The organism is Streptomyces sp. SirexAA-E (assembly GCF_000177195.2).
In the GTDB taxonomy this organism is placed as follows: Bacteria; Actinomycetota; Actinomycetes; order Streptomycetales; family Streptomycetaceae; genus Streptomyces; species Streptomyces flavovirens.
Map to the genome: position 1 here is coordinate 4,286,590 of NC_015953.1, position 23,291 is coordinate 4,309,880.

A 23,291-nucleotide genomic window follows, 5' to 3' on the forward strand; every position below is an offset into this window, starting at 1 on the left:
GTTCCCCCGTGGATCGCCGGGCGGGCTCTCCAGGGCCGTTCACCCTAACGGTGAGGCCACTCGCCGATCCGTCTGCCCCCCGACGCGACGGATCGATGAGTAGAGAGTGCCGGGAGGCGATAAACGATTGATGAACGCCGGTCAGGAAGCCTGCGCCACGGGGGCCGGGGCCAGCAGCGCGCGCACGGATTCGGCCTCGGGGGAGCCCAGTTCGTCGAAGATGGTGAGCGCCTCGCCCCAGCAGACCTGCGCCCGGTCCGTCTGGCCTATGCCTGTGAGGGCCCGGCCCAGCGCGGTGAGGACATTGGCGCGGCGCCACTCGCCGCCGATGCCGCGCAGGATCACCAGCGCCTGTTCGGCGTGCGAGGCCGCGCGGGCGGGCTGGCGGATGGCGAGATGCAGTTCGGCGAGGCGGAACAGGGTCATCCCGTGCCACAACTGCTGGCGGCTGTCCCGGAAGATGGACATGGCCTCGGTCAGGGTCTCCTGGGCGAGGCCCGTGCGGCCGGTGCCGGTGAGGGCGAGCCCCAGCGCGTACTTGCCGTTGGCCAGGCGGAGCGCCAGGCCGCCCGAGGCGTCCGCCTCGTAGATGGCGACGCCTTGCCGGGCGAGGTCCACGGCGCTCTCCCGCCGGCCGGTGGCCAGGTGGACGCGGGACAGGTTGCACAGGGCGGACGCCTCACCGGGCTTGTTGCCGTCCGCGCGGAAGGCGGCCAGCGCCTGCGTCAGGTGCTTCTCGGCGTCCGCGTGCCGGTTCTCGTACAGGGCGATGATCCCCCGCTGGTTCGGGACCTGGGCGAGGGAGACCGGGTCACCGGCCAGCCGGCCGAGGTCGAGGGCGCGCTGAGCCTCTGCGTCCGCCTCGGCGAACCGCCCGGAGACGCTGAGGATGTGGGTCACCATGGTGCGTGCCCGGCCTTCCGCCTGTGCGTCCCCGGCCACCCGCGCGGCCTCGCTCACGGCCCTGGCCGCCGTGGCGAACTGATGCGAGTTGGCCCCCGATTCGCCCAGGTCCACCACCGCCATGAGCAGATCGGCGGCCCGTCGGGGCATCCCGGCACCGGCCGACTGGCGGGCGCAGGCGAGCAGACCGCTGGACTCGGAGAAGAGCCAGTCCAGCGCGGTCTCCCGTACCCGGAAGGTGAGGCCGGGGTGCACCGTGCGCGAGAAGTGGTCCAGGACGCGTTCCCCCGGCCGCTCCAGCGCGTACACCTCCGCCGCGGTCGCCAGGTAGAAGTCCAGCAGTCGGGAGAGGGCCATCTCCCGCTCACGAGGCGGGTGTTCGTCGCGTTCGGCGCAGGAGCGGGCGTAGAGGCGGACCAGGTCGTGGAAGCGGTAGCGGCCCGGAGCGGCCGACTCCAGGAGCGAGGTGTCGACCAGGGCCTCCAGGAGGTCCTCCGTCGTGTGGGGGTCCAGGTTCAGGACGGCGGCGGCCGCGGCGAGCGAGATGTCGGGGCCGTCGGCCAGGCCCAGCAGGCGGAAGGCGCGGGCCTGGGCCGGCTCCAGTTGGCCGTAGCCGAGCTCGAAGGTGGCCTTGACCGCGAGGTCGCCCGCCTGGAGCTCGTCCAGACGGCGGCGCTCGTCGGCGAGCTTCGCCGCCAGGACCGAGACCGTCCACGTCCGGCGGGCGGCCAGCCGGGAGGCGGCGATACGGATGGCCAGGGGCAGGAAGCCGCAGGCGGCCACCACGTCCAGGGCGGCGTCGCGTTCGGAGGTGACGCGTTCCTCGCCGACGATGCGGATGAAGAGCTGGAGGGCCTCCTCCGGTGACATCACGTCCAGGTCGACCAGGTGTGCGCCGACCAGGTCGACCATGCGGACCCGGCTGGTGACCAGCGCCGCGCAGCCCGCCGTGCCGGGGAGCAGCGGGCGGATCTGGGCCGCGTCGTGGGCGTTGTCCAGCAGGATCAGGACGCGCCGTCCGTCCAGGGTGGAGCGGTAGAGGGCGGACCGCTCGTCCAGGGAGTCCGGTATGGCCGAGTCGGGGGTGCCGAGGGCGCGCAGGAAGGCCCCCAGGACCGTCTCGGGGTCCGCGGCCCGGGCGCCCGCACCCTGGAGGTCGACGTACAGCTGGCCGTCCGGGAAGTGCGGGCGGGCCTGGTGGGCGACGTGGACGGCGAGCGTGGTCTTGCCGACGCCCCCGATGCCGGCCAGGGCGGAGACGGCCATCACCGCGCCCTCGGCCGAGGCGAGCTGGTCGCCCAGCTCCCGGACGAAGGAGGCGCGGCCCGTGAAGTCCGCGACGGTCGCGGGAAGCTGGGCGGGGCGTACCGGCGCGGAGGCGGGGGCGGCCTCGTCGGCGGTGCGGGCCAGTTCCTCGTCGGCCTGGAGGATGCGCTGCTGGAGGCGGGCCAGTTCGGGGCGCGGGTCGACGCCCAGCTCCTCCGCGAGCAGCCGCCGGGTGTCCGCGTACACGGCGAGCGCCTCGGCCTGCCGGCCGCTGCGGTACAGGGCGACCATCAGCAGCTCGCGCAGCCGTTCGCGCAAGGGGTGGGCGGCGGTGAGCGCGGTCAGCTCGGAGACGGCCTCCGCGTGGCTGCCGACCTCCAGGTCCAGGTCGAGGCGGGTCTCGGTGAGCTGGAGGCGCCACTCCTCCAGGCGGGTGCGCTGGGTCTCGGCGTGCGGGCCGGGTACGGAGGCCAGCACCTCGCCGTTCCACAGGCCGAGGACCTCGTTGATCAGGGCGCGGGCCCGGAGCCGGTCGCCGCCGCGGGCCTTCTCGGCGACGGCGGCGAGGTCCTGTGCGCGGGCGAGGTCGAGGGCCTCGCGGTGGAAGCGGAGCGCGTAGCCGCCGGACTCGCTGACCAGTGTCTGCGGGCCGAGGACCTTGCGGAGCCGGGAGGCGTACGTCCGCACGGTGGCCAGGGCCTGGGAGGGCGGGGCGTCGCCCCAGAGCGCGTCGATGAGCTCGGCGGCGGTGGCCGTGCGGCCGTCGCGCAGCAGCAGGACGGCCAGCAGGGCGCGTTGCTGCGGGGAGCCGGTGGGCAGTGGTTCACCGCCGCGCCAGGCACGTACGGGGCCGAGCACGGAGAAGCGGAATCCGGTGCCGTCCGCCGCCTGGTCCGGAGCGTACTGCTCCGGCACGCGCACGCCAGGTCCGTTGTCGCGGTCCATTGATGCCCCCTGTCCTGCTCGCCCCGCCGGTCCTGCTGGTGCCGCCGCGCTCCGTACCGCTGGTATCGCGGTCAACAGTCTGCCTTGTCGCAGGCGGAATCGTCAGCATCGGGTGGCCGTCCGCACAGGACCGTGACGGTGTCCGGTGCCCCGGCCCGGCGCGGCGGGGTTGACGGGGAGTCAGCCGACCAGTGGCAGCTGGAGTTCCGTGACCCAGCCGGTCCGGTCCTCGGGGCACTCCAGCGAGACCTCGCGGGCGTACCCCGCGCCGTTGCGGCCGTGTGCGTCGAGCCATCGGGCCAGGACCTGCTCGGTGGCGAGGACGTCGTCCATGGAACCCCGGTGGACGATCGTCGCCGCCTCGAAGGCGGGCAGCTCGACGACCGTGACGCCGGTGTCGCCGAGCGGGCCGGGCGGGGCGGCGACCGTCACCCCGGCGTGCACGGTCACCGCTCCGTCGCCGCCCGGCGCGTCCTCGTACCGGGCGATGCCCGGGCCGGTGGGTCCGACGCCCGCCGCGGCCAGCAGCGGGAACAGCCGGTCGTACAGCGGTCCGACGACCGGGGAGATGTCCTGAGGCTGGTAGCCGGCTGCCGTGGCGGTCAGTTCGGCGACCCGTACCGCAGGGATCCGCTTGGCCATGACGTCGTTCTCGGGCATGCGCCCCTCGCTCTCGATGGACCGGAGCCTCGCCTCGACCTGCGTCAGCCGTGCGGCCGCCGCGGCCATCGCCGCCTCCAGCTCCGCCCGGCGCAGCCGCAGCATCCCGCGCAACTCCTCCGCGTCCAACCGCTCGTCGAGGACGGCCCCCACCTGCTGGAGGGTGAGGCCGAGGTCCTTGAGCGCGATGAGGCGGTTGAGGCGGGCCAGTTGGGCGGCGCCGTAGTAGCGGTAGCCGGTGGCGGGGTCGGTGCGGTCCGGGCGCAGGAGGCCGAGGGCGTCGTAATGGCGCAGCATCCGGGCCGAGACCCTGCCGTACCGGGCGAAGTCTCCGATGGTGAACATGGTGCTCCCAGGGAAGGGCCTGACACGGGGTGAAGGTCAAGCGGCGGCTTCCGGGGGCCTTGCGGGGTGGCGCCCGCGGGGCGGCGCTCCGGGAAAGGCAGGAGCCCCGTTCCTCCGCCGAGACGGGGGAGCGGGGCTCCTTGGGTACTGCTAGCCGGCCGCGATCGGCCGACCCGGGCAACTCCAAGACCCTCCGTCCGGATCACACCGGGCTCGCGTGCCCGGTCCGGTCCGAACGAACGACCTAGGCCGGGGTGACGTTCTCAGCCTGCGGGCCCTTCGGGCCCTGAGTGACGTCGAAGTTCACGACCTGGTTCTCCTCGAGGGAGCGGAACCCGGACGCGTTGATCGCGGAATAGTGGACGAAGACATCCGGGCCGCCGCCGTCCTGGGCGATGAAGCCGAAGCCCTTTTCAGCGTTGAACCACTTGACGGTTCCGGTAGCCATAAGCCCTCCTTGGGCCAAAGGGTTGCCCTGCTCCAGAACCTGCAAACAAGTCTGAAAACTACAAAAGCCTGCGGGTTACATGCTCCGCAGGCTCTGTACTGCAAGGGAAACCAAACTGCAACTTGCGGCGAGCCTAGCACGCAGTCCGCGGGGAGCGGTAGAGGGAAAGATCACTTCACTCGGATGTTTGATTGAGCCGCCGAACGGCTGACGGACAAGCCTCCCGGGGAGACGTCCGGACGCCCCGATGACGGCCGCCCCCGGGCACGGGTCTAGCCTCGCGATGTGGACAATTCAACCGTCTCTCCCGTAGAAGGCGACGACCGTCGCAGCAGGCCGCGGGTCGGCCACATCCAGTTCCTGAACTGCCTCCCCCTCTACTGGGGCCTGGCGCGCACCGGGACACTGCTCGATCTGGAGCTCTCGAAGGACACCCCGGAGAGACTCAGCGAGCAGCTGATCAGGGGGGACCTCGACATCGGGCCCGTCACCCTGGTCGAGTTCCTCCGCAACGCGGACGAGCTGGTCGCCCTCCCCGACATCGCGGTCGGCTGCGACGGCCCCGTCATGTCCTGTGTGATCGTGTCGCAGCTCCCGCTGGAGCAGCTGGACGGCGCCCGGGTGGCGCTGGGCTCGACCTCCCGCACCTCCGTACGGCTGGCCCAGCTGCTCCTCGCCGAGCGCTACGGCGTCACGCCCGACTACTACACCTGCCCGCCCGACCTCGGCGTGATGATGCAGGAGGCCGACGCCGCCGTGCTGATCGGCGACGCCGCGCTCCGCGCCAACCTGCACGACGCCCCGCGGCTCGGCCTCCAGGTCCACGACCTGGGCCAGATGTGGAAGGAGTGGACGGGGCTGCCGTTCGTCTTCGCGGTCTGGGCGGCCCGGAAGGACTACCTGGCCTCGAATCCGGTGTACGTGGAGAAGGTGCACGAGGCGTTCCTGGCCTCGCGCGACGTCTCGCTCGAGGAGGTCACCAAGGTGGCCGAGCAGGCCGCCCGCTGGGAGGCCTTCGACGCCGAGGTGCTGGAGCGGTACTTCACCACGCTGGACTTCCGCTTCGGCCCGGACCAGCTGGCCGGGGTGCGCGAGTTCGCCCGCAGGACCGGCCCCGGGACCGGGTACCCGGCCGATGTGACGGTCGAGCTGCTGGGCGGCTGACACGGGCGGACGGGAAAGGCCGGGAGATAGATGAATCCCGAACTTTCCCGTCCGGCCTTTACCGCGTACGTCCTTCACGCTCCATTCCGTTCCCGGGAATGCGTATGAATGCCCGTGCACTGCCCGGGGACGCCCCTCGCATACGAGCGGTCGCCGAATAGCGGGCCTACTCCGGGGCGCCCCCTGTTTGCGATCCGGTATCGCACCGGTGAACGCCGCCGTGAGCACAGGGCGACCGACGTATTCGCGCCTTTCGCCATGGCGAAATCCTTGACTTCGTTCCCTTAGGGCCCGAAATCGACAGAAGGTCTCCCTGGGGGCGGAGACCCCGGACGCCTAGGCTGCGCTCGGAGGTCTCGGGGTTCACAGGGGGAGTCCATATGCAGCCGCTGGAAGCCGGCGAACCGCACACGATCGGCGCCTACCGGCTGATCGGCAGGCTCGGCGCGGGTGGGATGGGCCGGGTCTATCTGGGGCGCAGCGCCGGGGGGCGCACCGTCGCGGTCAAGGTCGTCCACCCCCACTTCGCCCTCGACGAGCAGTTCCGGGCCCGCTTCCGGCGTGAGGTGGAGGCCGCGCGCCGGGTCGGCGCGCAGTGGACCGCCCCCGTCCTGGACGCCGACCCGGACGCGCCGGTGCCGTGGGTGGCGACCGGCTACGTGGCCGGGCCACCGCTCTCCGACGCGGTCACCCGCCACGGTCCGCTGCCCACGCCGGCGGTACGGGCCCTGGGGGCCGGACTCGGCGAGGCGCTCGCCGCCGTGCACGCGCACGGCCTCATCCACCGGGACGTGAAGCCGTCCAACGTCCTGCTCGCGCTCGACGGGCCCCGGCTGATCGACTTCGGGATCGCCCGCGCCCTCGGTGCCACCGTCTCCCTCACCTCCACCGGGGTCTCCGTCGGCTCGCCCGGCTACATGGCGCCGGAGCAGATCCGGGGCCTGGACATCTCCGGAGCGGCCGACGTCTTCTCGCTCGGGGCGGTCCTCGCCTACGCGGGGACCGGCAACGACCCCTTCCCCGGCGACTCGTCCGCCGTACTCCTCTACAAGGTGGTGCACGAGGAACCCGAACTGGGGGACCTGGAGGGCGAACTGCGGGAGCTGGTGGCCGGGTGCCTCGCCAAGGACCCCGCCGACCGGCCCGCCCCCGCGGAGCTCGCCCGCAGGCTCGCGCCCGGCGGGGCCGCCGCCCTGGTGGCGCCGGGCTGGCTGCCGGAACCGCTGGTGCGGGAGGTCAGCCGGTCGGCGGTGGCCCTGCTGGACCTGGAGCCGCAGGACGAGCCGGTGCGGTCCGGGCCGGTGCCCTTCAGCAGCGTGTCACCGGTGAACACGGCACTCGGCAGCTTCGGCCCGCCGCTGCCGCCCCCGCCGTCCGCCGCACCGGCCCTGGGGCCCTACGGCGCGGCGGGCCCCGGGGAGCCCGGGGCCCGGATCGGCTTCTCCCTGGGCGCCGGCGCGGGGGCCGGGGAGCGGCGTGGCCGCCGGATCAGCTGCACCGTGGCGCTCGCCGTGGCCGGCGCGCTGGCCGCCGTCACCGTCGGCGCGACGATGCTGGGCGACCTGTTCCCGGGCGGGGACGACGACCGCCACGGAAACGAGGGGGCAGCGCCGCCCGCGGCTACCGGATCCGAGGCCCCGGGCCCCTCCGCCTCCGCGGCGGCACCGGTGAAGGCGCTGCCCGACGCGTTCGTCGGCACCTGGAAGGGCTCCGCCACCGAGCGCAGCGGACTGCCGCACGGCACGGTCACCGCCGTCTTCACCGAGGGCGCGCGGGGCGAGGACGTGGTCCGGCTGACGCACCGGCTCGACGTGCTCGGCACCAGCGTGGTCTGCAAGGGCATCGGCACCCTCGTCTCCGGTACGGCCACGGAGTTGAGGATCCGCGAACGGACCGACCCCGAGAACGCCGACGGCGCCCTGTGCACCGGCGGTGACGCCGACCTCGACTTCACCCTGACCTCCCGCACCACCCTGCGCTACGAGTCGCACGAGGAGGCCGCGGGCACGCCGAAGGGCACGCTCACCCGGTCCGGCGGCTGAGGCGGCATACGGCTGGCGTAGGCTGGATCGGTCCGCGGATCCGTAGAAAAACCGCCGAAAGGTGACAGCCCGGTGACCGAGAAGGCCGACCTTCAGCCCATCCTCGACCGCGCCGCCGAAGGCGGGCGGATCACGCCGCAGGAGGCGCTCGACCTGTACCGGTCGGCTCCGCTGCACGCGCTGGGGGCCGCCGCCGACGCCGTACGCCGCCGCCGCTACGCCGGCACGGAGCACATCGCGACGTACATCATCGAGCGCAACATCAACTACACCAACGTGTGCGTCACGGCCTGCAAGTTCTGCGCCTTCTACGCCGCGCCGAAGGACACCGCCAAGGGCTGGTCCCGCGACCTCGACGACATCCTGCGCCGCTGCGCGGAGACCGTCGAACTCGGCGGTACGCAGATCATGTTCCAGGGCGGCCACCACCCGGACTACGGCGTCGAGTACTACGAGGAGCACTTCTCCGCGATCAAGAAGGCGTTCCCGCAGCTGGTCATCCACTCGCTGGGCGCCTCCGAGATCGAGCACATGGCCCGGATCTCCGGGGTCACGGCCGAGGAGGCCATCACGCGGATCCACGCCGCCGGCCTCGACTCCTTCGCCGGTGCCGGCGCCGAACTCCTGCCGGCCCGGCCGCGCAAGGCGATCGCCCCGCTCAAGGAGTCCGGCGAGCGCTGGCTGGAGATCATGGAGATCGCGCACGGCCTCGGGGTCGAGTCCACCGCGACCATGCTGATGGGCACCGGCGAGACCAACGCCGAGCGCATCGAGCACCTGCGGATGATCCGCGACGTCCAGGACCGCACGGGCGGCTTCCGCGCCTTCATCCCGTACACCTACCAGCCGGAGAACAACAAGCTGAAGGGGCAGACGCAGGCCACGCTCTTCGAGTACCTGCGGATGATCGCCATCGCCCGGATCTTCCTCGACAACGTCGCCCACATCCAGGGCTCCTGGCTGACCACCGGCAAGGAGGTCGGCCAGCTGTCGCTGCACTACGGCGCGGACGACCTCGGCTCGATCATGCTGGAGGAGAACGTCGTCTCCTCGGCCGGTGCCAAGCACCGCTCCAACCGGCTGGAGATCATCGACCTGATCCGCAAGGCGGGGCGCGTCCCCGCCCAGCGCGCCACGACGTACGAGCACCTCGTCGTCCACGACGACCCGGCGAACGACCCGGTCGACGAGCGCGTCGTCTCGCACATCTCCTCCACCGCGATCACCGGCGGTACGGCGCACCCGGAGCTCAAGCTCCTCGACGCCAACTGACCTGCCGGTGCTGACGATCCACGCCGCCGACGCGGTCCTCGGCGCCCCGGACGGGGCGGACTCCGTGGCCGTGGACGGCGGCGTCGTCGTCGCGGTCGGGCCGTGGACGGACGTCTCCGCGGCCTTCCCCACGGCCCGGGTGCGGCGCTGGCCGGGGCTGGTCGCCCGGGGCCTGGTGAACGTCACCGCGCGGGAACTGCTGGAGGAGACCTACCACCCGGACCCGCGCGAGGCCGACGCGCTCGGCACCCGACCGCTGTCCGGCGAGGCGGTCACCGCGCTCGCCATGGACGACGCCCGCTGGGGCGCCAGCGCCCGGCGCGGCCTCCAGCGGATGCTGCGGCACGGCACGACCGCCGTCGCCGGGACGTTCACCCGCCCCGGGGTGCGTACCGCCGTCACCCGCTCGGGCCTGCGCCTCCTGCCGCCGACGTCCGGCGACGCGGCGCCCCCGGCCTCCCTGGACCCACTGGCGGGCACCGCCCGCCCGGTCGGGCCGCCGCCGGGGGCCGGAGACCCGGCGGACCTGGCCGTCTTCGACGTACGGGACGCGGGGGAGCTGGCCGCGCGGGGCGCGGGGAGCTGCGTCGCCACGGTACTGGGCGGGCGGCTGCTCTTCCGGGCGAGCTGAGGGCACGGTCCGGGTCTCACGGCACCGACGGACGCGAACAGCGCGCACACCCCCCGGCGCTCCATGGACATCAGCTGGTCGTCCGTGGGGGCGACGCGGATCCGGGACAGCGCCCAGTCCCACAGTGCCCGCCCGGGGCCGCGTGGCCTGCCTCCTTGAGGCGTCACCGTCGCTTGCGGCCGAAGCGGCGCTTGCCCTTGCTCGCCTTCCGTCCCATCAGCTGTTCGGCCTCGTGTCTCCTGCCCATCGCCCTCAGCGACGCAGCGAGGTTCCTCGTGATCTGCGTGGTGTCAGGGTGATGCACACCGTGGACGCGTAGGAAGCGGGCGCGTGCGTCCTGCAGGAGTTCGACAGCCTCCGGGTACAGGCGGAGGGAGTGCAGGATGACAGCCACGCTGTTGAACGACACGAGGGTGTCGGGGTGGTCCTCGCCGAGGACCCGGCGGCGGCGGGCGAGTGTGTCCTCGTGCATGCGGCGGGCTTCCGCGGACTCGCCCAGGGCGTGCAGGGTGGTGGCGAGGTTGCCGGCGGAGCTGAGGGTGTCGGGGTGGTCCTCGCCGAGGATCCGGCGGCGGCGGGCGAGCGCGTCCTGCTCCATGGGGCGGGCCTCCGCATACTCCCCCAAGGCGTACAGGACGCTTGCGACGTTGCCGACGGAGTTGACGGTGTCGGGGTGGTCCTCGCCGAGGATCCGGCGGCGGCGGGCGAGTGTGTCCTCGTGCATGCGGCGGGCTTCCGCGGACTCGCCCAGGGCGTGCAGGGTGGTGGCGAGGTTGCTGGCGGAGTTGAGGGTGTCGGGGTGGTCCTCGCCCAGGACCCGGCGGCGGCGGGCGAGTGTGTCCTCGTGCATGCGGCGGGCTTCCGCGGACTCGCCCAGGGCGTGCAGGGTGCTGGCGAGGTTGCCGGCGGAGCTGAGGGTGTCGGGGTGGTCCTCACCCAGGACCCGGCGGCGGCGGGCGAGCGCGTCCTCCTGCATGGGGCGGGCCTCCGCGTACTTGCCCAACTCGCCGAGAGCGGAAGCGAGGTTGCTGGCGGAGTTGAGGGTGTCGGGGTGGTCCTCGCCGAGGACCCGGCGGCGACGGACGAGCGCGTCCTCGTGCAGGCGATGGGCCTTCGCGGGTTCTCCCGCGTAACTCAGGGCAGTCCCGGCGTCGTTGGCGGAGTGCAGTGTGTCGGGATGGTCTTCGCCCAGCACCCGGCGGCGACGGACGAAGGTGTCCTCGATGATGGGGCGGGCCGTGGCGTAGTCGCCGAGGTCGACGCTCGCGTGCCCGAGGTACTGCGCACAGGTGAGGGTGTCGGGGTGATTCGGCCCCAGGTCCGTGTTCCACGACCGGTGCAGTGCCTGGGCGAGGCCGTGGGCGGCGCGCGGGAGGCCGCTGCGGATGAGGAAGTGAGTGGCATGCAGAAGTATCGCCCGTAGGCCGGGTTGGCCGGTGACGGCGGTGGTGACGTGAGGCGTGGCGAGATGGGCGGTGAGGGAGGCCCACGCCGGCCAGTCGGCCGGGGACTGCGGGTCGCCGGGGTCGACCGCGGCCAGGACGGTGGTGACGTCGTCGCCGATCGCCGCGGCCTGTTCGGGACTGGGCTGCGTGCGGAGGATGGCCTGGGTGAGGCGGTGGATCTGGAAGGTGTCGAAGTCGGTGCGGGCCAGTCCGAAGCGGCCGAGATGCTGGAGGGCGTTGCGCAGCCACATCGGGTCGTCCGGGTCGCCGGGAATGGTGGTCAGGCGGGGACGGACTGTTTCCAGCCAGGCGGTCGGGATGGGGTCGGGGCCGAGGAAGGCACCCAGGCGGAGCAGGGCGGTGGCATCGGGATGGCCGTCGTCCGTGAGGCGGGTGGCGGCGATGATGACCGTCGCGGCCAGGGGCGCGGGGTAGTCGCGGACGTCGCTCTCCTGCAGGAGGAGTTCGGTGTTGGTGGTCAGGAGCCGGCGGTATCGATCCAGGGACATGCCACTGCGCAGGACTCCTGCGGCTTGGGCGAGGGCGAGGGGGAGGTCGCCCAGATCCAGCGCCAGGAGGTCTGCCTGTTCCGGGGTGATGCCCGGGATACGACTCTTGAGGTAGGCCTGGGAGTCGGGGCGGGTGAACACGTCCAGGTCGCTCTGATGGGCGATCCCGTGCCAGTCGGGGTTGCGGGAGGTGATCAGGACGTGGCCGGGGCCCTCGGGCAGCCAGGGCTCGATCTGGTCGGGCTGGTCGGCGTTGTCGAGAACGAGTAGCCAGCGGTGCCGCGTCCGCAGATGCTGGAGAAGGGCGTGGGCGTTGGCCTCGGAGCCGGCATCGGACTTGGCGATGCCCAGACGATCGGCGAGTTCGGTGTAACGGACGGGCAGTTGGTCGGCCTGCTCGGCATCGATCCACCACACGAGGTCGTACTGGCTGGCGAATCGGTGGGCGTACTCCAAGGCGATCTGGGTCTTTCCGATCCCGCCCATCCCGTGGAGGGCCTGGACCACGGCTTGATGTCCGCCGGACAGCCCGGCCCGGAGCTGGACCATTTCGTCCTCGCGGCCGGAGAAGTCGGGATTGCGGCGGCGGACGCTCCACACCTCGGGCAGGCCGACGCTGCTGGGCAGCCTGGGGCGTTGGGGGTCAGGCACCGTATCCGCGTCAGGTGATGCGGCGCCGGGGAAGGCGACCGGACCAGCGGGGGGAACCGGTCCGTGGACGGCTTCGAGGAGAGCGGCGGTGGCGGCGGGCTCGTCGAGCCCGTGGAGACCCTTGTACAGCCTGTTCCGCAGGAGGGCCGGGATGTCGTCGTCGGTCAGGGCTTCGATCGCTACGGGCACGAGTCGTCCCCGCATGGCCACGGTGGCCGACCACTCGTCCCCGCTCCAGCGCTCGGCGGCGAAGTACCTCTTGGAGAACACGGCCACCACCGCGTCGGCCCTCTGGAGGGCGAGGCTCATCTTCTGGACGAAGTCGTCCCCGGTCTGCCAGTCCCACCGGTCCAGCTCGACCTGGTGCCCGGCCCGCTTGAGCTGCCAGCCGACCCATTCCGCCCAGGCCTGGTCAGGGCCCGCGTAGCTGACGAAGAACCGTCGCGTGGTGTCGGTCACCTGTGCCCTCCGAATGCCTTGGCGCTTCTTGCACGGACCTCGGGCCATGATCTCGCGTACGGCGCGAAGCAGGGTGGAGAACGACAAGATCCCGTCGGCAACACGAGGACCGCCTCGGTACGTACGAGGCACGCGTCCGACGCCTGCGGCCCCACGCCGAGCCGACGCGTCGATCGAACACCGCCGTGCGGACCTCGCGGGGGGCAGCGACATCCCGTCCGCTCACGCAAAAGGCCCCGGACGAGGAGTCCGAGGCCGAGTGGAGCCCATCCCGGAGGAAGGATCTCAGGGCAGGACCGCACCGAGCTGTGCCCCGGCAGGATACGAACCCGTGGAACCCGCTTCGGGGGAGCGGTGCTCGCCGGGTCTCACGGCACCGACGGGCCTCCCAGGTAGGTGCCGTCCGCGGTGTACGGCCAGGCGTTGGACGTGCAGCCCTTCAGGCCCTTGATCTGCTGCATCATCGCGGGGGCGGGCCTGCCCGGGCCCGGGCACGTCTCGTGGCCGTGGCCCAGCCAGTGGCCGACCTCGTGGTTGATGATCAGGGCCCGGTACTCGGCGGCGGTGCCGTCGAACGTCGGTGACCCCAGCAGCCAGCGGCGGAGGTTGACCATGACGTTCTCCCCGCCACGGCAGTTCACCTCGCCGCCGGTGTCCAGGTCGTACTGCCCGCAGAGCTTGTCGGTGGTCGCGGGGGTGCCGATGCGTATCACCAGTCCGGCGGAGCCGTCGGCGACCTGGCGGAAGGAGCGGGTCCCGCCCTCGTTCCAGCCGCGCGGATCGGCGAGTATCGCGGCCACGTCCTCGGCCGCGCTGTCCGGGTCCACCCCGATCCCGTCCTCGACCTCGACACGGTAGGGATCGCCCTTGCCGGAGGAGGAGATCCCGGCGCGGGCCACGGTGAAGGTGCCGGACCCCGACTCCGGTACCGAGTCCGGGTCCACCGTCTTCTCGGTGCTCGGGGACGCCTCGGGGGACTGCGTGACCTCGGGGCTCGGCGACGCGTCGGGGGAGGAGGGCGCCGGCGACGTGGGGCCGGTGGGCGTGCGGTCGGCGGCGAGGGCGTCGTCGTCGTGCTGCCACGGAGGGTCGACGAAGAGGAACGCGGCGACCGCGCCGACCGCGACGACCGTCCCCGTCAGCACCGCGCGGCGTCTCTGCCGGCGTCTTCGGCGCTCCTGGGACCGCTTCCGGCTCTGCGTGCGCGGGAGCCGCGGGCCGGAAGCAGCCGTCCCCGGGCCTCGCCGGGAACCGGCGGAGTTCCGTATTCGACGTGCGTTTTCACTGTGCATGTTCTGGTGAGTATCCGTGGTCTCGATGTGGTCGTCCAGAGTTGATCTTCAGCTCCGGGCGCTGTCCTGCCGCGTCGGGGCCGGGTGCTCGTCCGCCTGCCGCACCACCTCCGGCCCCCTGTCTACCGGTGAGATGTAAGGGAGTTGTCGGGGGCAGGGGGGAGCCGGGAGCGTTGCCCGCGTCCGGGACTCGGTGTCCACGCTCCGCCCCTCGCCGGCTTTCGGGGACCTCCCCGCTCCCCTCTATGAGTGCCGTGGGGGCCGAATGGTTCGGGACGCACCCACACCGCCCGGGGCGGTCGCCGGGCAGGCTGCTTGAATGGGAGGGTGACCCGAGCATCCCTGGAAAAGCAGCCGCACGAAGTCGCCTCGATGTTCGACGACGTGGCGGCGAACTACGACCTGACCAACGATGTGATCTCCCTCGGGCAGGCCAGGCGCTGGCGCAAGGAGGTCGCCAAGGCGGTGGACGCCCGCCCGGCGCAGAAGATCCTCGACCTGGCGGCGGGTACGGCCACCTCCTCGCAGCCCTTCGCGCGGGCCGGCGCCTACGTGGTGCCCTGCGACTTCTCGATCGGCATGCTCCGGGTCGGCAAGCGGCGCCACCCCTGGATGCCGTTCACGGCGGGGGACGGCACGAAGCTCCCGTTCAAGGACGAGACCTTCGACGCGGTCACCATCTCCTTCGGGCTGCGCAACATCCAGGACACCGACCAGGCGCTGCGCGAGCTGTACCGGGTGACGAAGCCCGGCGGCCGGGTCGTGATCTGCGAGTTCTCCCAGCCGACCTGGGCGCCGTTCCGCCGGGTCTACACCGAGTACCTGATGCGCGCGCTGCCGCCGGTCGCCCGCACGGTGTGCAGCAACCCGGACGCGTACGTCTACCTCGCCGAGTCCATCCGCGCCTGGCCCGACCAGGCGGGCCTGGCCGGGCTGATGCGGAAGGCGGGCTGGTCGAAGGTCGCCTGGCGCGACCTCACCGGCGGGGTCGTCGCCCTGCACCGGGGTGTCCGCGCCTGACGGAGGCCCCCGGGGCGGGGCCGGTCAGAGCGTCAGCCGGAAGCAGTACGCCTCCGCGCCGGACGGGGTGGTGTACGACTCCGCCTGCCGCATGCCCAGCCGGCGGGTCACCGCCATCGACCGCTCGTTACGGGAGTTGACCATGGCCACGACCTCGGGCACCCCGGCCGCGCGTGCCCGCTCCAGCGTGGTGCGGGCGGCGGCGGTCGCGTAGCCGCGGCCCCAGGCCGCCCGGGCCAGCCGCCAGCCGATCTCGATCTCACCGACCGGGCCGAACGACGTGTGCGGCCACGGCTGGGCGCCGGTGAACCCCAGCACCTCGCCGGCGTCGTCCAGCAGGGTCCACAGGCACAGCCCGTGCTCCGCGTCGTGCCGGCGCTGGCGCGCGGTCAGTTCCTCGTAGACGGAGAGCTCCGCCGGCCGGCCGCCGTGGAACTCCATCACCTCGGGATCGGCGAAGACCCTGTGCCAGGCCAGGGCGTCCTCGTCGGTGGGGACGCGCAGGTGTACGAGCGGGGCGGCGGGAGGCGCGAGCGACATCTGGGAGCCCTTCGGAGTCGGAACGGCAAGCCCCCATAGACTGCACGCGACAGGTGCCGCGCGGCACGCGATTTCGAGTCTTCGGGAGATCCGGACGTGACCGAGCAGCCCTTGTCCGAACACAGCGCGGACGTCATCGTCGTCGGCGCCGGTCCCGCCGGTTCCACGACCGCGTACTACCTCGCGAAGGCCGGGCTGGACGTCCTCCTCCTGGAGAAGACGGCCTTCCCCCGGGAGAAGGTCTGCGGCGACGGCCTCACCCCGCGCGCCACCAAGCAGCTGGTCTCCATGGGCATCGACATCTCCGAAGAGGCCGGCTGGCTCCGCAACAAGGGCCTGCGCATCATCGGCGGCGGAGTCCGCCTCCAGCTGGACTGGCCCGACCTCGCCTCGTACCCGGACTACGGACTGGTCCGCAAGCGCGACGACTTCGACGAGCAGCTGGCCCGGCAGGCGCAGAAGGCGGGCGCGCGGCTGCACGAGCGGTGCAACGTCGGCGCCCCGATCACCGACGCGCGTACCGGCCGCATCACCGGCGTGCACGCCAAGCTCGGCGAGGAGAAGACCCCGGTCACCTTCCACGCCCCGCTGGTCGTCGCCGCCGACGGCAACTCCACCCGGCTCTCACTGGCCATGGGGCTGCACCGCCGTGACGACCGTCCGATGGGCGTCGCGGTACGGACGTACTTCACCTCGCCCCGCCACGACGACGACTACCTGGAGTCCTGGCTGGAGCTGTGGGACCGGCGCGGCGCCGAGGACCGCCTGCTGCCGGGCTACGGCTGGATCTTCGGCATGGGCGACGGCACGTCCAACGTCGGGCTCGGCATCCTCAACTCCTCGTCCGCCTTCAAGGAGCTCGACTGGCGCGAGGTGCTGAAGGCCTGGTGCGCCTCGATGCCCGAGGACTGGGGGTACACCCCGGAGAACATGACGATGCCGATCCGGGGCGCCGCGCTCCCCATGGCCTTCAACCGCCAGCCGCACTACACCAAGGGGCTGCTGCTCGTCGGTGACGCGGGCGGGCTCGTCAACCCGTTCAACGGCGAGGGCATCGCCTACGCCATGGAGTCCGGCCAGATCGCCGCCGACGTCATCGTGCAGGCCCAGGCCCGAGCGACGGCCGCCCAGCGCGAACTGGCCCTCCAGCACTACCCGAAGGTGCTCAAGGAGACCTACGGCGGGTACTACACGCTGGGCCGTGCCTTCGTGAAGATGATCGGCAACCCCAAGGTCATGAAGATCGCGACCCAGCGCGGTCTGACCCATCCGCTGCTGATGAAGTTCACGCTGAAGATGCTCGCCAACCTCACCGACCCCACCGGCGGCGACGCCATGGACCGCATCATCAACGGGCTCTCCAAGGTCGCCCCGAAGGCCTGAGCGAAGCCGCCGGGGTCGCCGCCGGGCCCTGGGGTAGGTTTGCGGACCATGCGGGCAATGGGGGCATGGAGCGCCGGCGGCTGCCGCCGGCTGGGCACGGTGGGTGCTGCGGCGGCCGCTCTGGGCGGCTGGGCCGTCGGCACCCTGCCTGCCCATGACCCGTGGGGCCTGTGGGTCCCGCACGGCACCGCGGTGACCGCCGCCGGATACGTCCTGGCCTACGCCGGGCTCACCACACTCGTCGTCGCCTGGTGGCTGTACGGCAGGACGGGCGCCGGTGTCCGCCACACCCTGGTCACCCTCCTGTGGTGGGCCGTGCCGTTCGTCCTGGCCCCGCCGCTCTACAGCGCCGACGTCTACAGCTACCTCGCCCAGGGCGCGATGGTCCTCGAAGGGCACGACGTCTACAGCGTCGGCCCCTCGGTCCTGGACCCCGCCGGTCCGGGCGGCGACGCGGCCGCGAGCGTGGGGGGCCACTGGACCGACACCCCGGCCCCCTACGGCCCGTTCTTCCTGATCCTCGCGCGGGCGGCGGCCTGGGCGACCGGCGGCACGATCGTGCCCGGCGTCCTCGTCCTGCGGCTCGTCGCCCTGGGGGCGCTGGCCCTGATCGCCTGGGCGCTGCTGCGCCTGGCGCGTGAGCACGGCCGCGACGGGAGCGCCGCGCTGTGGCTGGGCGCGCTGAACCCGCTGCTGCTGATGCACGTGGTGGGCGGCGTGCACAACGACGGTCTGATGGCCGGGCTGATGCTGGCGGGCGCGGTGTTCGCGCTGCGCGGGAGGTGGATCAGCGGCTCGGTGCTCATCGGGCTGGCCATGATGGTCAAGTCGCCCGCCGCGGTGGCGCTGCTCTTCGTGGGCGTCGTGGTGGGCCGGGCTGCCACCGGTCCGACGGCACGCCGGGTGGCCAAGGGGCTGCTGGGGCCCGGAGCGGTCGCCGGGGCGGTCGTGCTCCTGGTGACGCTGGTCGGCGGCACCGGGTTCGGCTGGCTGGACACCCAGGGTGTCGCGGGCCGTATCCACACCGCGCTCTCGGCCAGCAGCGACCTGGGGCTCGGACTCGGGCACCTGGGGCGGCTGCTGTTCGGTACCGACCCGGCGCCGGTCACCTCCGCCGTGCAGAACCTGGGGCTGGCGGCGGCCCTGGTCCTGATCGCCCTGCTGGCGTGGCGCTCCGCCGCCGGGCGGCTCCCACCGGTCCACGCCCTCGGCCTCGCGCTGCTGGCTCTGGTGGCCCTCTCCCCGATGGTGCAGCCGTGGTACCTGCTGTGGGGCGCGGTGGTGCTCGCCGCCACCGCGGGCGGGGGCCGGGCCCGCAGCGCGGTGGCGGTGCTGTCGGCGGCGCTCGTCTACGAGACGCAGCCCTCGGGGTCGACGCCCGCCTACGGGTTCGTGCTGGCGGGACTCACCTGTGTGCTCGGGGTGGTCCTCGTGCGCCGTACCGCGGCCGACCCCGGAGGACTCCCGGCGGACGATCCGGACACGGCGGCGGATACCGGGGCGGACAGGGCCGCCGGGTTGCGGACCGGGGCATGATGACGGGCCGTCACCCCCGAGCGGGGGGATGACGGCCCGAAGCGCTTCACGACCGCTGGTGAATCGGCTGGTGGACCTGCCGTGAACCCCGCGGTGGGTCCGCTGTGGATCCGCTTGTGAATCAGAGAACGCGGACCGCGCCCGACGGCGGGTCGTAGTCCAGCGACTTCTGCACCACACCGGTGCTGGAGTTCTGCGCGCCGACGAACTGGCCGCCGCCCACGTAGATCCCCACGTGGTACGCGCTGCCCGCGCCACCCCAGTACAGGATGTCGCCGGGCTGCAGGTTGTCGAGCGAGACCTGGGTGCCGGCCGTCGACTGGCTCTGCGAGACGCGCGGCAGGTCGACACCCACCGTGCGGAACGCGGCCTGGACGAGACCGGAGCAGTCCCACGAGTTGGGGCCGGTGCCGCCGGAGACGTAGGCGTCGCCGATCTGGGCCTGGGCGAACGCGACGACGGAGGCCGCGGAGCCGGTGGCGCTGGAGGAGTACGACGCCGTCGAGGAACCGGCCGAGGACGAACCGGAGGACGAGGAGGAGGACGAGGACGAGCCGGTGGAGGCGCTGAGCGTGGTGCGCGCGGCCGTACGGGAGGCGCGCTCGGCGGCCTCCGCCTTCGCCTTGGCGGCGGCCTCGGCCTTCTTCTTGGCCTCGGCCTTGCGGACGGCCTCCGCCTTGGCCTTCTCGGCGGTCTTGGCGGCGCTCGCCGCGGCGGCTTCCTCGTTGGCGCGCGTCTCGAGGTCGAGCGCGACCTGCTGCGTCGCCTGGGCGGACGCGGCGACCGTGGTGGAGAGCCCGGCGGTGATGGTGGGCATCTCGATGGTCTGGGTCACCGGCTCGGCCTGGGCCGGTCCGGCGGCACCCGCGACCGCGATGGTGCTGAGGACGCCACCGGCAACTCCGGCCCGCAGCGCCGTCTTCGAGGCGCTTTGGCGGGGCTTCCGGTGGCTGGGTATGTGAGCGGTGTGGGACATGGGTACTAGCGCTATCAGGGCTGTAGGGGTCCCATCAAGAAACGTGTGTTGCGACACAGTTACGTTCGGAACCTGTGAATCCGCTTATTTGGGGCCCTTATTGACGCCGTAGCGGGCAAAACGGACGTTGGTGATCATGGTGGTGATCATGGGTTTTCAGTAATACGCCCGAATTGCCCGCCGCTTACCATCCGTTCGCGCGGTTGGCCAAGCCCGCTTCCTCTGGCCCCGGCGCGCTCGTGACGCAGGTCACAGCAGGTGCCCCGGTCGGGAGGCAACCGTGTGCACGTGCCCCGCGTGGCCTTCCGTCGACTGTTCCGCTTGTGCCCTCATGTCCTGTTGGTGAGTCATGTCCGTTCGCTGGGCCACCTGTCGGGTGCCATCGGGCGGCCGTGTCCGGGAGCTCGTGAATACGTGCGCATTGTCCACATCGGTACCCGCCGCCCCCCGTCCGAGTGGCGGGTGAGTGAGGCCGCCCCCTATATCACCATGATCGTGTCCAGCGCCAATTTGCTTGTACGGTCCGTCGATTGATAGGGCGAGGCGCCTTTGACCTGCCATGACACCCCCGGATGTCACGTCTCGTGATCACTCGACCGCTTCGCGTGTGAAGATCACCGCTCATACGACTTCATGATCGTTCGTCAGGTGGTGGAGATCACAAAGACGTTGGCGTACCCCGTGTCGCAGATCACAGGACGGCGGGCATAGGATGCGGGGCAGTCGGGCTTGTGAACTGCCTCACATGTGCACGATCTTGATGAGGTGGCGAGCCGGTCGCCCGATGCGGTCCAACGGTCAAGGACGACTGGAAGGAGCGAGGAGCGTGAATGCCTACGCGCCCATCCTCGTGCTCGGCGCCCTCGGGGCAGGGTTTGCGATCTTCTCCGTGGTCATGGCCACGCTTATCGGCCCCAAGCGGTACAACCGGGCAAAGCTCGAAGCGTACGAGTGCGGTATCGAACCCACACCCACGCCGGCCGGAGGCGGCCGCTTCCCCATCAAGTACTACCTGACGGCGATGCTGTTCATCGTCTTCGACATCGAGATCGTCTTCCTCTATCCCTGGGCGGTCACCTTCGACGCCCTGGGGATCTTCGGGCTCGTGGAGATGCTGCTCTTCGTGCTCACCGTCTTCGTCGCCTACGCGTATGTGTGGCGCCGGGGCGGCCTGGAATGGGACTGAGGGGCTGAGGGGCACACCATGGGACTCGAAGAGAAGCTGCCGAGCGGCTTCGTTCTGACCACTGTCGAGCAGGCCGCCGGGTGGGTGCGGAAGTCGTCCGTCTTCCCCGCCACCTTCGGCCTCGCCTGCTGCGCCATCGAGATGATGACCACCGGGGCCGGGCGCTACGACCTGGCCCGCTTCGGTATGGAGGTCTTCCGCGGCTCACCGCGCCAGGCGGACCTGATGATCGTCGCGGGCCGGGTCAGCCAGAAGATGGCACCCGTCCTGAGGCAGGTCTACGACCAGATGCCGAGCCCCAAGTGGGTCATCTCCATGGGCGTTTGCGCATCATCGGGTGGAATGTTCAACAATTACGCCATTGTTCAGGGTGTTGATCATATTGTCCCGGTCGATATCTATTTGCCGGGATGCCCGCCGCGTCCCGAGATGCTGATGGACGCCATCCTCAAGCTCCACCAGAAGATCCAGGGCTCCAAGCTCGGGGTCAACGCCGAGGAGGCGGCCCGCGAGGCGGAGGAGGCGGCCCTCAACGCGCTCCCCCTGATCGAGATGAAGGGGCTGCTGCGGTGAGCGACGAGCAGAACACCAACAGCGGCCAGGTCCCCGCACCCGTCGACCGCTCCGGCGAGGTCATCGGCGTACGCAAGGGCATGTTCGGCGCGAACAACGGCGGCGACACCTCCGGTTACGGCGGACTCGTCCGTACCGTGACCCTGCCGGGTGCCACGTCCCGGCCGTACGGCGGCTGGTTCGACGAGGTGGCCGACGAGCTGGAGGGGGCCCTGGAGGAACAGGACCTGCTCCCGTCCGAGGCCATCGAGAAGACGGTCGTCGACCGGGGCGAACTCACCTTCCACATCGCCCGCGAGCACCTGCCCCGGGTCGCCCGCACCCTGCGTGACGACCCCGCCCTGCGCTTCGAGCTCTGTACCGGGGTGAGCGGCGTCCACTACCTGGGGGACAAGGGCCGCGAGCTGCACGCGGTCTACCACCTGCGGTCGCTGACCCACGGGAGGCTGATCCGCCTGGAGGTGTCCACCCCGGACAGCGACCCGCACATCCCGTCCCTCGTCGAGGTCTACCCGACCAACGACTGGCACGAGCGCGAGACGTACGACTTCTTCGGGCTGGTCTTCGACGGGCACCCCGCCCTCACCCGGATCATGATGCCGGACGACTGGCAGGGCTTCCCGCAGCGCAAGGACTACCCGCTCGGCGGCATCGCCGTCGAGTACAAGGGCGCCCAGATCCCGGCTCCGGACCAGCGGAGGTCGTACAGCTGATGACCACTTCCCAAGCATCCTCACGCACCACCACTGAAGGCACCGTGTACACGGTCACCGGCGGCGACTGGGACGAGGTCGTCGAGTCCGCCGCCAAGGCGGACGACGAACGCATCATCGTCAACATGGGGCCCCAGCACCCGTCCACGCACGGCGTGCTGCGGCTGATCCTGGAGATCGACGGCGAGACCGTCCAGGAAGCCCGCTGCGGCATCGGCTACCTGCACACCGGCATCGAGAAGAACCTGGAGTTCCGCAGCTGGACCCAGGGCACCACCTTCGTCACGCGCATGGACTACCTGACCCCGTTCTTCAACGAGGCGGCGTACTGCCTCGGGGTCGAGAAGCTGCTCGGCATCGAGGACCAGATCCCCGACCGGGCCACCGTCCTGCGCGTGCTGCTGATGGAGCTCAACCGGATCTCCTCGCACCTGGTCTGCGTCGCCACCGGCGGCATGGAGCTCGGCGCCACCACGATCATGATCTACGGCTTCCGGGACCGTGAACTCGTCCTCGACCTCTTCGAGATGATCACCGGTCTGCGGATGAACCACGCCTTCATCCGGCCCGGCGGCCTGGCCCAGGACCTGCCGCCCGGCGCGGTCGACCGGATCCGCGAGTTCATCACGACCATGAGGAAGAACCTGCCGGAGTACGACAAGCTCGCCACCGGCAACCCCATCTTCAAGGCCCGTATGCAGGACGTCGGCTACCTCGACCTGGCCGGCTGCATGGCCCTCGGCGCCACCGGCCCGGTCCTCAGGTCCGCCGGACTCCCGCACGACCTGCGCCGCACCGACCCGTACTGCGGCTACGAGACCTACGACTTCGAGGTGCCGACCGCCGACACCTGCGACGCCTACGGCCGCTTCCTCATCCGCCTGGAGGAGATGCGGCAGTCGCTGAGGATTGTCGAACAGTGCCTGGACCGGCTGGAGCCGGGCCCGGTCATGGTCGCCGACAAGAAGATCGCCTGGCCCGCGCAGCTCGCGCTCGGACCCGACGGCCTCGGCAACTCGCTCGACCACATCAGGAACATCATGGGCACCTCCATGGAGGCCCTGATCCACCACTTCAAGCTGGTGACCGAGGGTTTCCGGGTCCCGCCCGGCCAGACGTACACCGCCCTGGAGTCCCCCAAGGGCGAACTCGGCGTGCACGTCGTCTCGGACGGCGGCACCCGCCCCTTCCGGGTCCACTTCCGCGACCCGTCCTTCACCAACCTGCAGGCCATGGCGGCGATGTGCGAGGGCGGCCAGGTCGCCGACGTCATCGTCGCCGTCGCGTCCATCGACCCCGTGATGGGAGGCGTCGACCGGTGACCGCGCCCAA

At 71.6% G+C, this 23,291-nt stretch carries 18 protein-coding genes; 11 read left to right on the forward strand and 7 right to left on the reverse strand.

Going from position 1 to position 23,291, the window contains the following annotated elements:
* Window positions 1–141: 141 nt before the first annotated feature.
* The 3 genes from SACTE_RS19210 to SACTE_RS19220 all read right to left on the reverse strand — a co-directional run bounded on the left by SACTE_RS19210 (window position 142) and on the right by SACTE_RS19220 (window position 4,567).
* Window positions 142–3,114: an AfsR/SARP family transcriptional regulator gene (locus SACTE_RS19210; protein ID WP_014047682.1), complete on the reverse strand. Its 2,973-nt coding sequence runs from the start codon at window positions 3,112–3,114 to the stop codon at window positions 142–144.
* 180 nt (window positions 3,115–3,294) lie between these two features.
* Window positions 3,295–4,119 (reverse strand): MerR family transcriptional regulator, encoded by an 825-nt coding sequence (locus SACTE_RS19215; protein ID WP_014047683.1) that lies wholly within the window; start codon window positions 4,117–4,119, stop codon window positions 3,295–3,297.
* A gap of 244 nt (window positions 4,120–4,363) precedes the next feature.
* Window positions 4,364–4,567, reverse strand: coding sequence for a cold-shock protein (locus tag SACTE_RS19220; protein WP_003967102.1), 204 nt, complete (start codon window positions 4,565–4,567; stop codon window positions 4,364–4,366).
* Between the two features lie 285 nt (window positions 4,568–4,852).
* Here SACTE_RS19220 and SACTE_RS19225 point away from each other — a divergent pair, with 285 nt between their 5' ends.
* The 4 genes from SACTE_RS19225 (at window position 4,853) to SACTE_RS19240 (ending at window position 9,676) form a co-directional block, all read left to right on the forward strand.
* Complete coding sequence (locus tag SACTE_RS19225; RefSeq protein ID WP_014047684.1) at window positions 4,853–5,731, forward strand: menaquinone biosynthesis protein; 879 nt, start codon at window positions 4,853–4,855, stop codon at window positions 5,729–5,731.
* A 380-nt stretch (window positions 5,732–6,111) separates the two neighbouring features.
* On the forward strand, window positions 6,112–7,773 hold the full coding sequence (locus SACTE_RS19230) for a serine/threonine-protein kinase (RefSeq protein WP_014047685.1): 1,662 nt from the start codon (window positions 6,112–6,114) through the stop codon (window positions 7,771–7,773).
* 72 nt (window positions 7,774–7,845) lie between these two features.
* Window positions 7,846–9,045 (forward strand): cyclic dehypoxanthinyl futalosine synthase, encoded by a 1,200-nt coding sequence (mqnC, locus tag SACTE_RS19235; protein ID WP_014047686.1) that lies wholly within the window; start codon window positions 7,846–7,848, stop codon window positions 9,043–9,045.
* Between the two features lie 7 nt (window positions 9,046–9,052).
* Window positions 9,053–9,676, forward strand: a complete 624-nt coding sequence (locus SACTE_RS19240) for a hypothetical protein (protein WP_014047687.1) — start codon at window positions 9,053–9,055, stop codon at window positions 9,674–9,676.
* A 163-nt stretch (window positions 9,677–9,839) separates the two neighbouring features.
* Here the strand turns inward: SACTE_RS19240 and fxsT are convergent, their stop codons facing one another.
* Window positions 9,840–12,740 (reverse strand): FxSxx-COOH system tetratricopeptide repeat protein, encoded by a 2,901-nt coding sequence (fxsT, locus tag SACTE_RS19245; RefSeq protein ID WP_014047688.1) that lies wholly within the window; start codon window positions 12,738–12,740, stop codon window positions 9,840–9,842.
* 368 nt (window positions 12,741–13,108) lie between these two features.
* On the reverse strand, window positions 13,109–14,032 hold the full coding sequence (locus tag SACTE_RS19250) for a DUF3152 domain-containing protein (protein WP_226995179.1): 924 nt from the start codon (window positions 14,030–14,032) through the stop codon (window positions 13,109–13,111).
* A 327-nt stretch (window positions 14,033–14,359) separates the two neighbouring features.
* Here SACTE_RS19250 and SACTE_RS19255 point away from each other — a divergent pair, with 327 nt between their 5' ends.
* Window positions 14,360–15,052 carry a demethylmenaquinone methyltransferase gene (locus SACTE_RS19255; protein WP_014047690.1) on the forward strand — a complete coding sequence of 231 codons (693 nt, stop codon included), beginning with the start codon at window positions 14,360–14,362 and terminating at the stop codon, window positions 15,050–15,052.
* 24 nt (window positions 15,053–15,076) lie between these two features.
* On the opposite strand, the gene SACTE_RS19260 is transcribed toward SACTE_RS19255, so the two are convergent.
* Window positions 15,077–15,592 carry a GNAT family N-acetyltransferase gene (locus SACTE_RS19260; protein WP_014047691.1) on the reverse strand — a complete coding sequence of 172 codons (516 nt, stop codon included), beginning with the start codon at window positions 15,590–15,592 and terminating at the stop codon, window positions 15,077–15,079.
* A gap of 96 nt (window positions 15,593–15,688) precedes the next feature.
* On the opposite strand from SACTE_RS19260, the gene SACTE_RS19265 reads away from it, so the two are divergent.
* Window positions 15,689–16,975, forward strand: coding sequence for a geranylgeranyl reductase family protein (locus SACTE_RS19265; protein ID WP_014047692.1), 1,287 nt, complete (start codon window positions 15,689–15,691; stop codon window positions 16,973–16,975).
* Between the two features lie 57 nt (window positions 16,976–17,032).
* Window positions 17,033–18,511 (forward strand): polyprenol phosphomannose-dependent alpha 1,6 mannosyltransferase MptB, encoded by a 1,479-nt coding sequence (gene mptB, locus SACTE_RS19270; protein WP_019993355.1) that lies wholly within the window; start codon window positions 17,033–17,035, stop codon window positions 18,509–18,511.
* A 121-nt stretch (window positions 18,512–18,632) separates the two neighbouring features.
* Here the strand turns inward: mptB and SACTE_RS19275 are convergent, their stop codons facing one another.
* Window positions 18,633–19,487, reverse strand: a complete 855-nt coding sequence (locus tag SACTE_RS19275; protein WP_014047694.1) for a C40 family peptidase — start codon at window positions 19,485–19,487, stop codon at window positions 18,633–18,635.
* Window positions 19,488–20,313: 826 nt separating this feature from the next.
* Between SACTE_RS19275 and SACTE_RS19280 the strand changes: the two genes are divergently transcribed.
* Genes SACTE_RS19280 through SACTE_RS19295 form a run of 4 tightly spaced genes read left to right on the forward strand, consistent with a single transcriptional unit; the run spans window position 20,314 to window position 23,281 of the window.
* Complete coding sequence (locus SACTE_RS19280; RefSeq protein ID WP_003992243.1) at window positions 20,314–20,673, forward strand: NADH-quinone oxidoreductase subunit A; 360 nt, start codon at window positions 20,314–20,316, stop codon at window positions 20,671–20,673.
* A gap of 18 nt (window positions 20,674–20,691) precedes the next feature.
* Window positions 20,692–21,246, forward strand: coding sequence for an NADH-quinone oxidoreductase subunit B (locus tag SACTE_RS19285; protein WP_014047696.1), 555 nt, complete (start codon window positions 20,692–20,694; stop codon window positions 21,244–21,246).
* Window positions 21,243–21,959: an NADH-quinone oxidoreductase subunit C gene (locus SACTE_RS19290; protein WP_014047697.1), complete on the forward strand. Its 717-nt coding sequence runs from the start codon at window positions 21,243–21,245 to the stop codon at window positions 21,957–21,959. Before SACTE_RS19285 ends, SACTE_RS19290 begins: the two co-directional genes overlap by 4 nt.
* Window positions 21,959–23,281 (forward strand): NADH-quinone oxidoreductase subunit D, encoded by a 1,323-nt coding sequence (locus tag SACTE_RS19295; protein WP_014047698.1) that lies wholly within the window; start codon window positions 21,959–21,961, stop codon window positions 23,279–23,281. The genes SACTE_RS19290 and SACTE_RS19295 overlap by 1 nt, the downstream gene beginning before the upstream one ends.
* The last annotated feature ends 10 nt before the right edge of the window (window positions 23,282–23,291 follow it).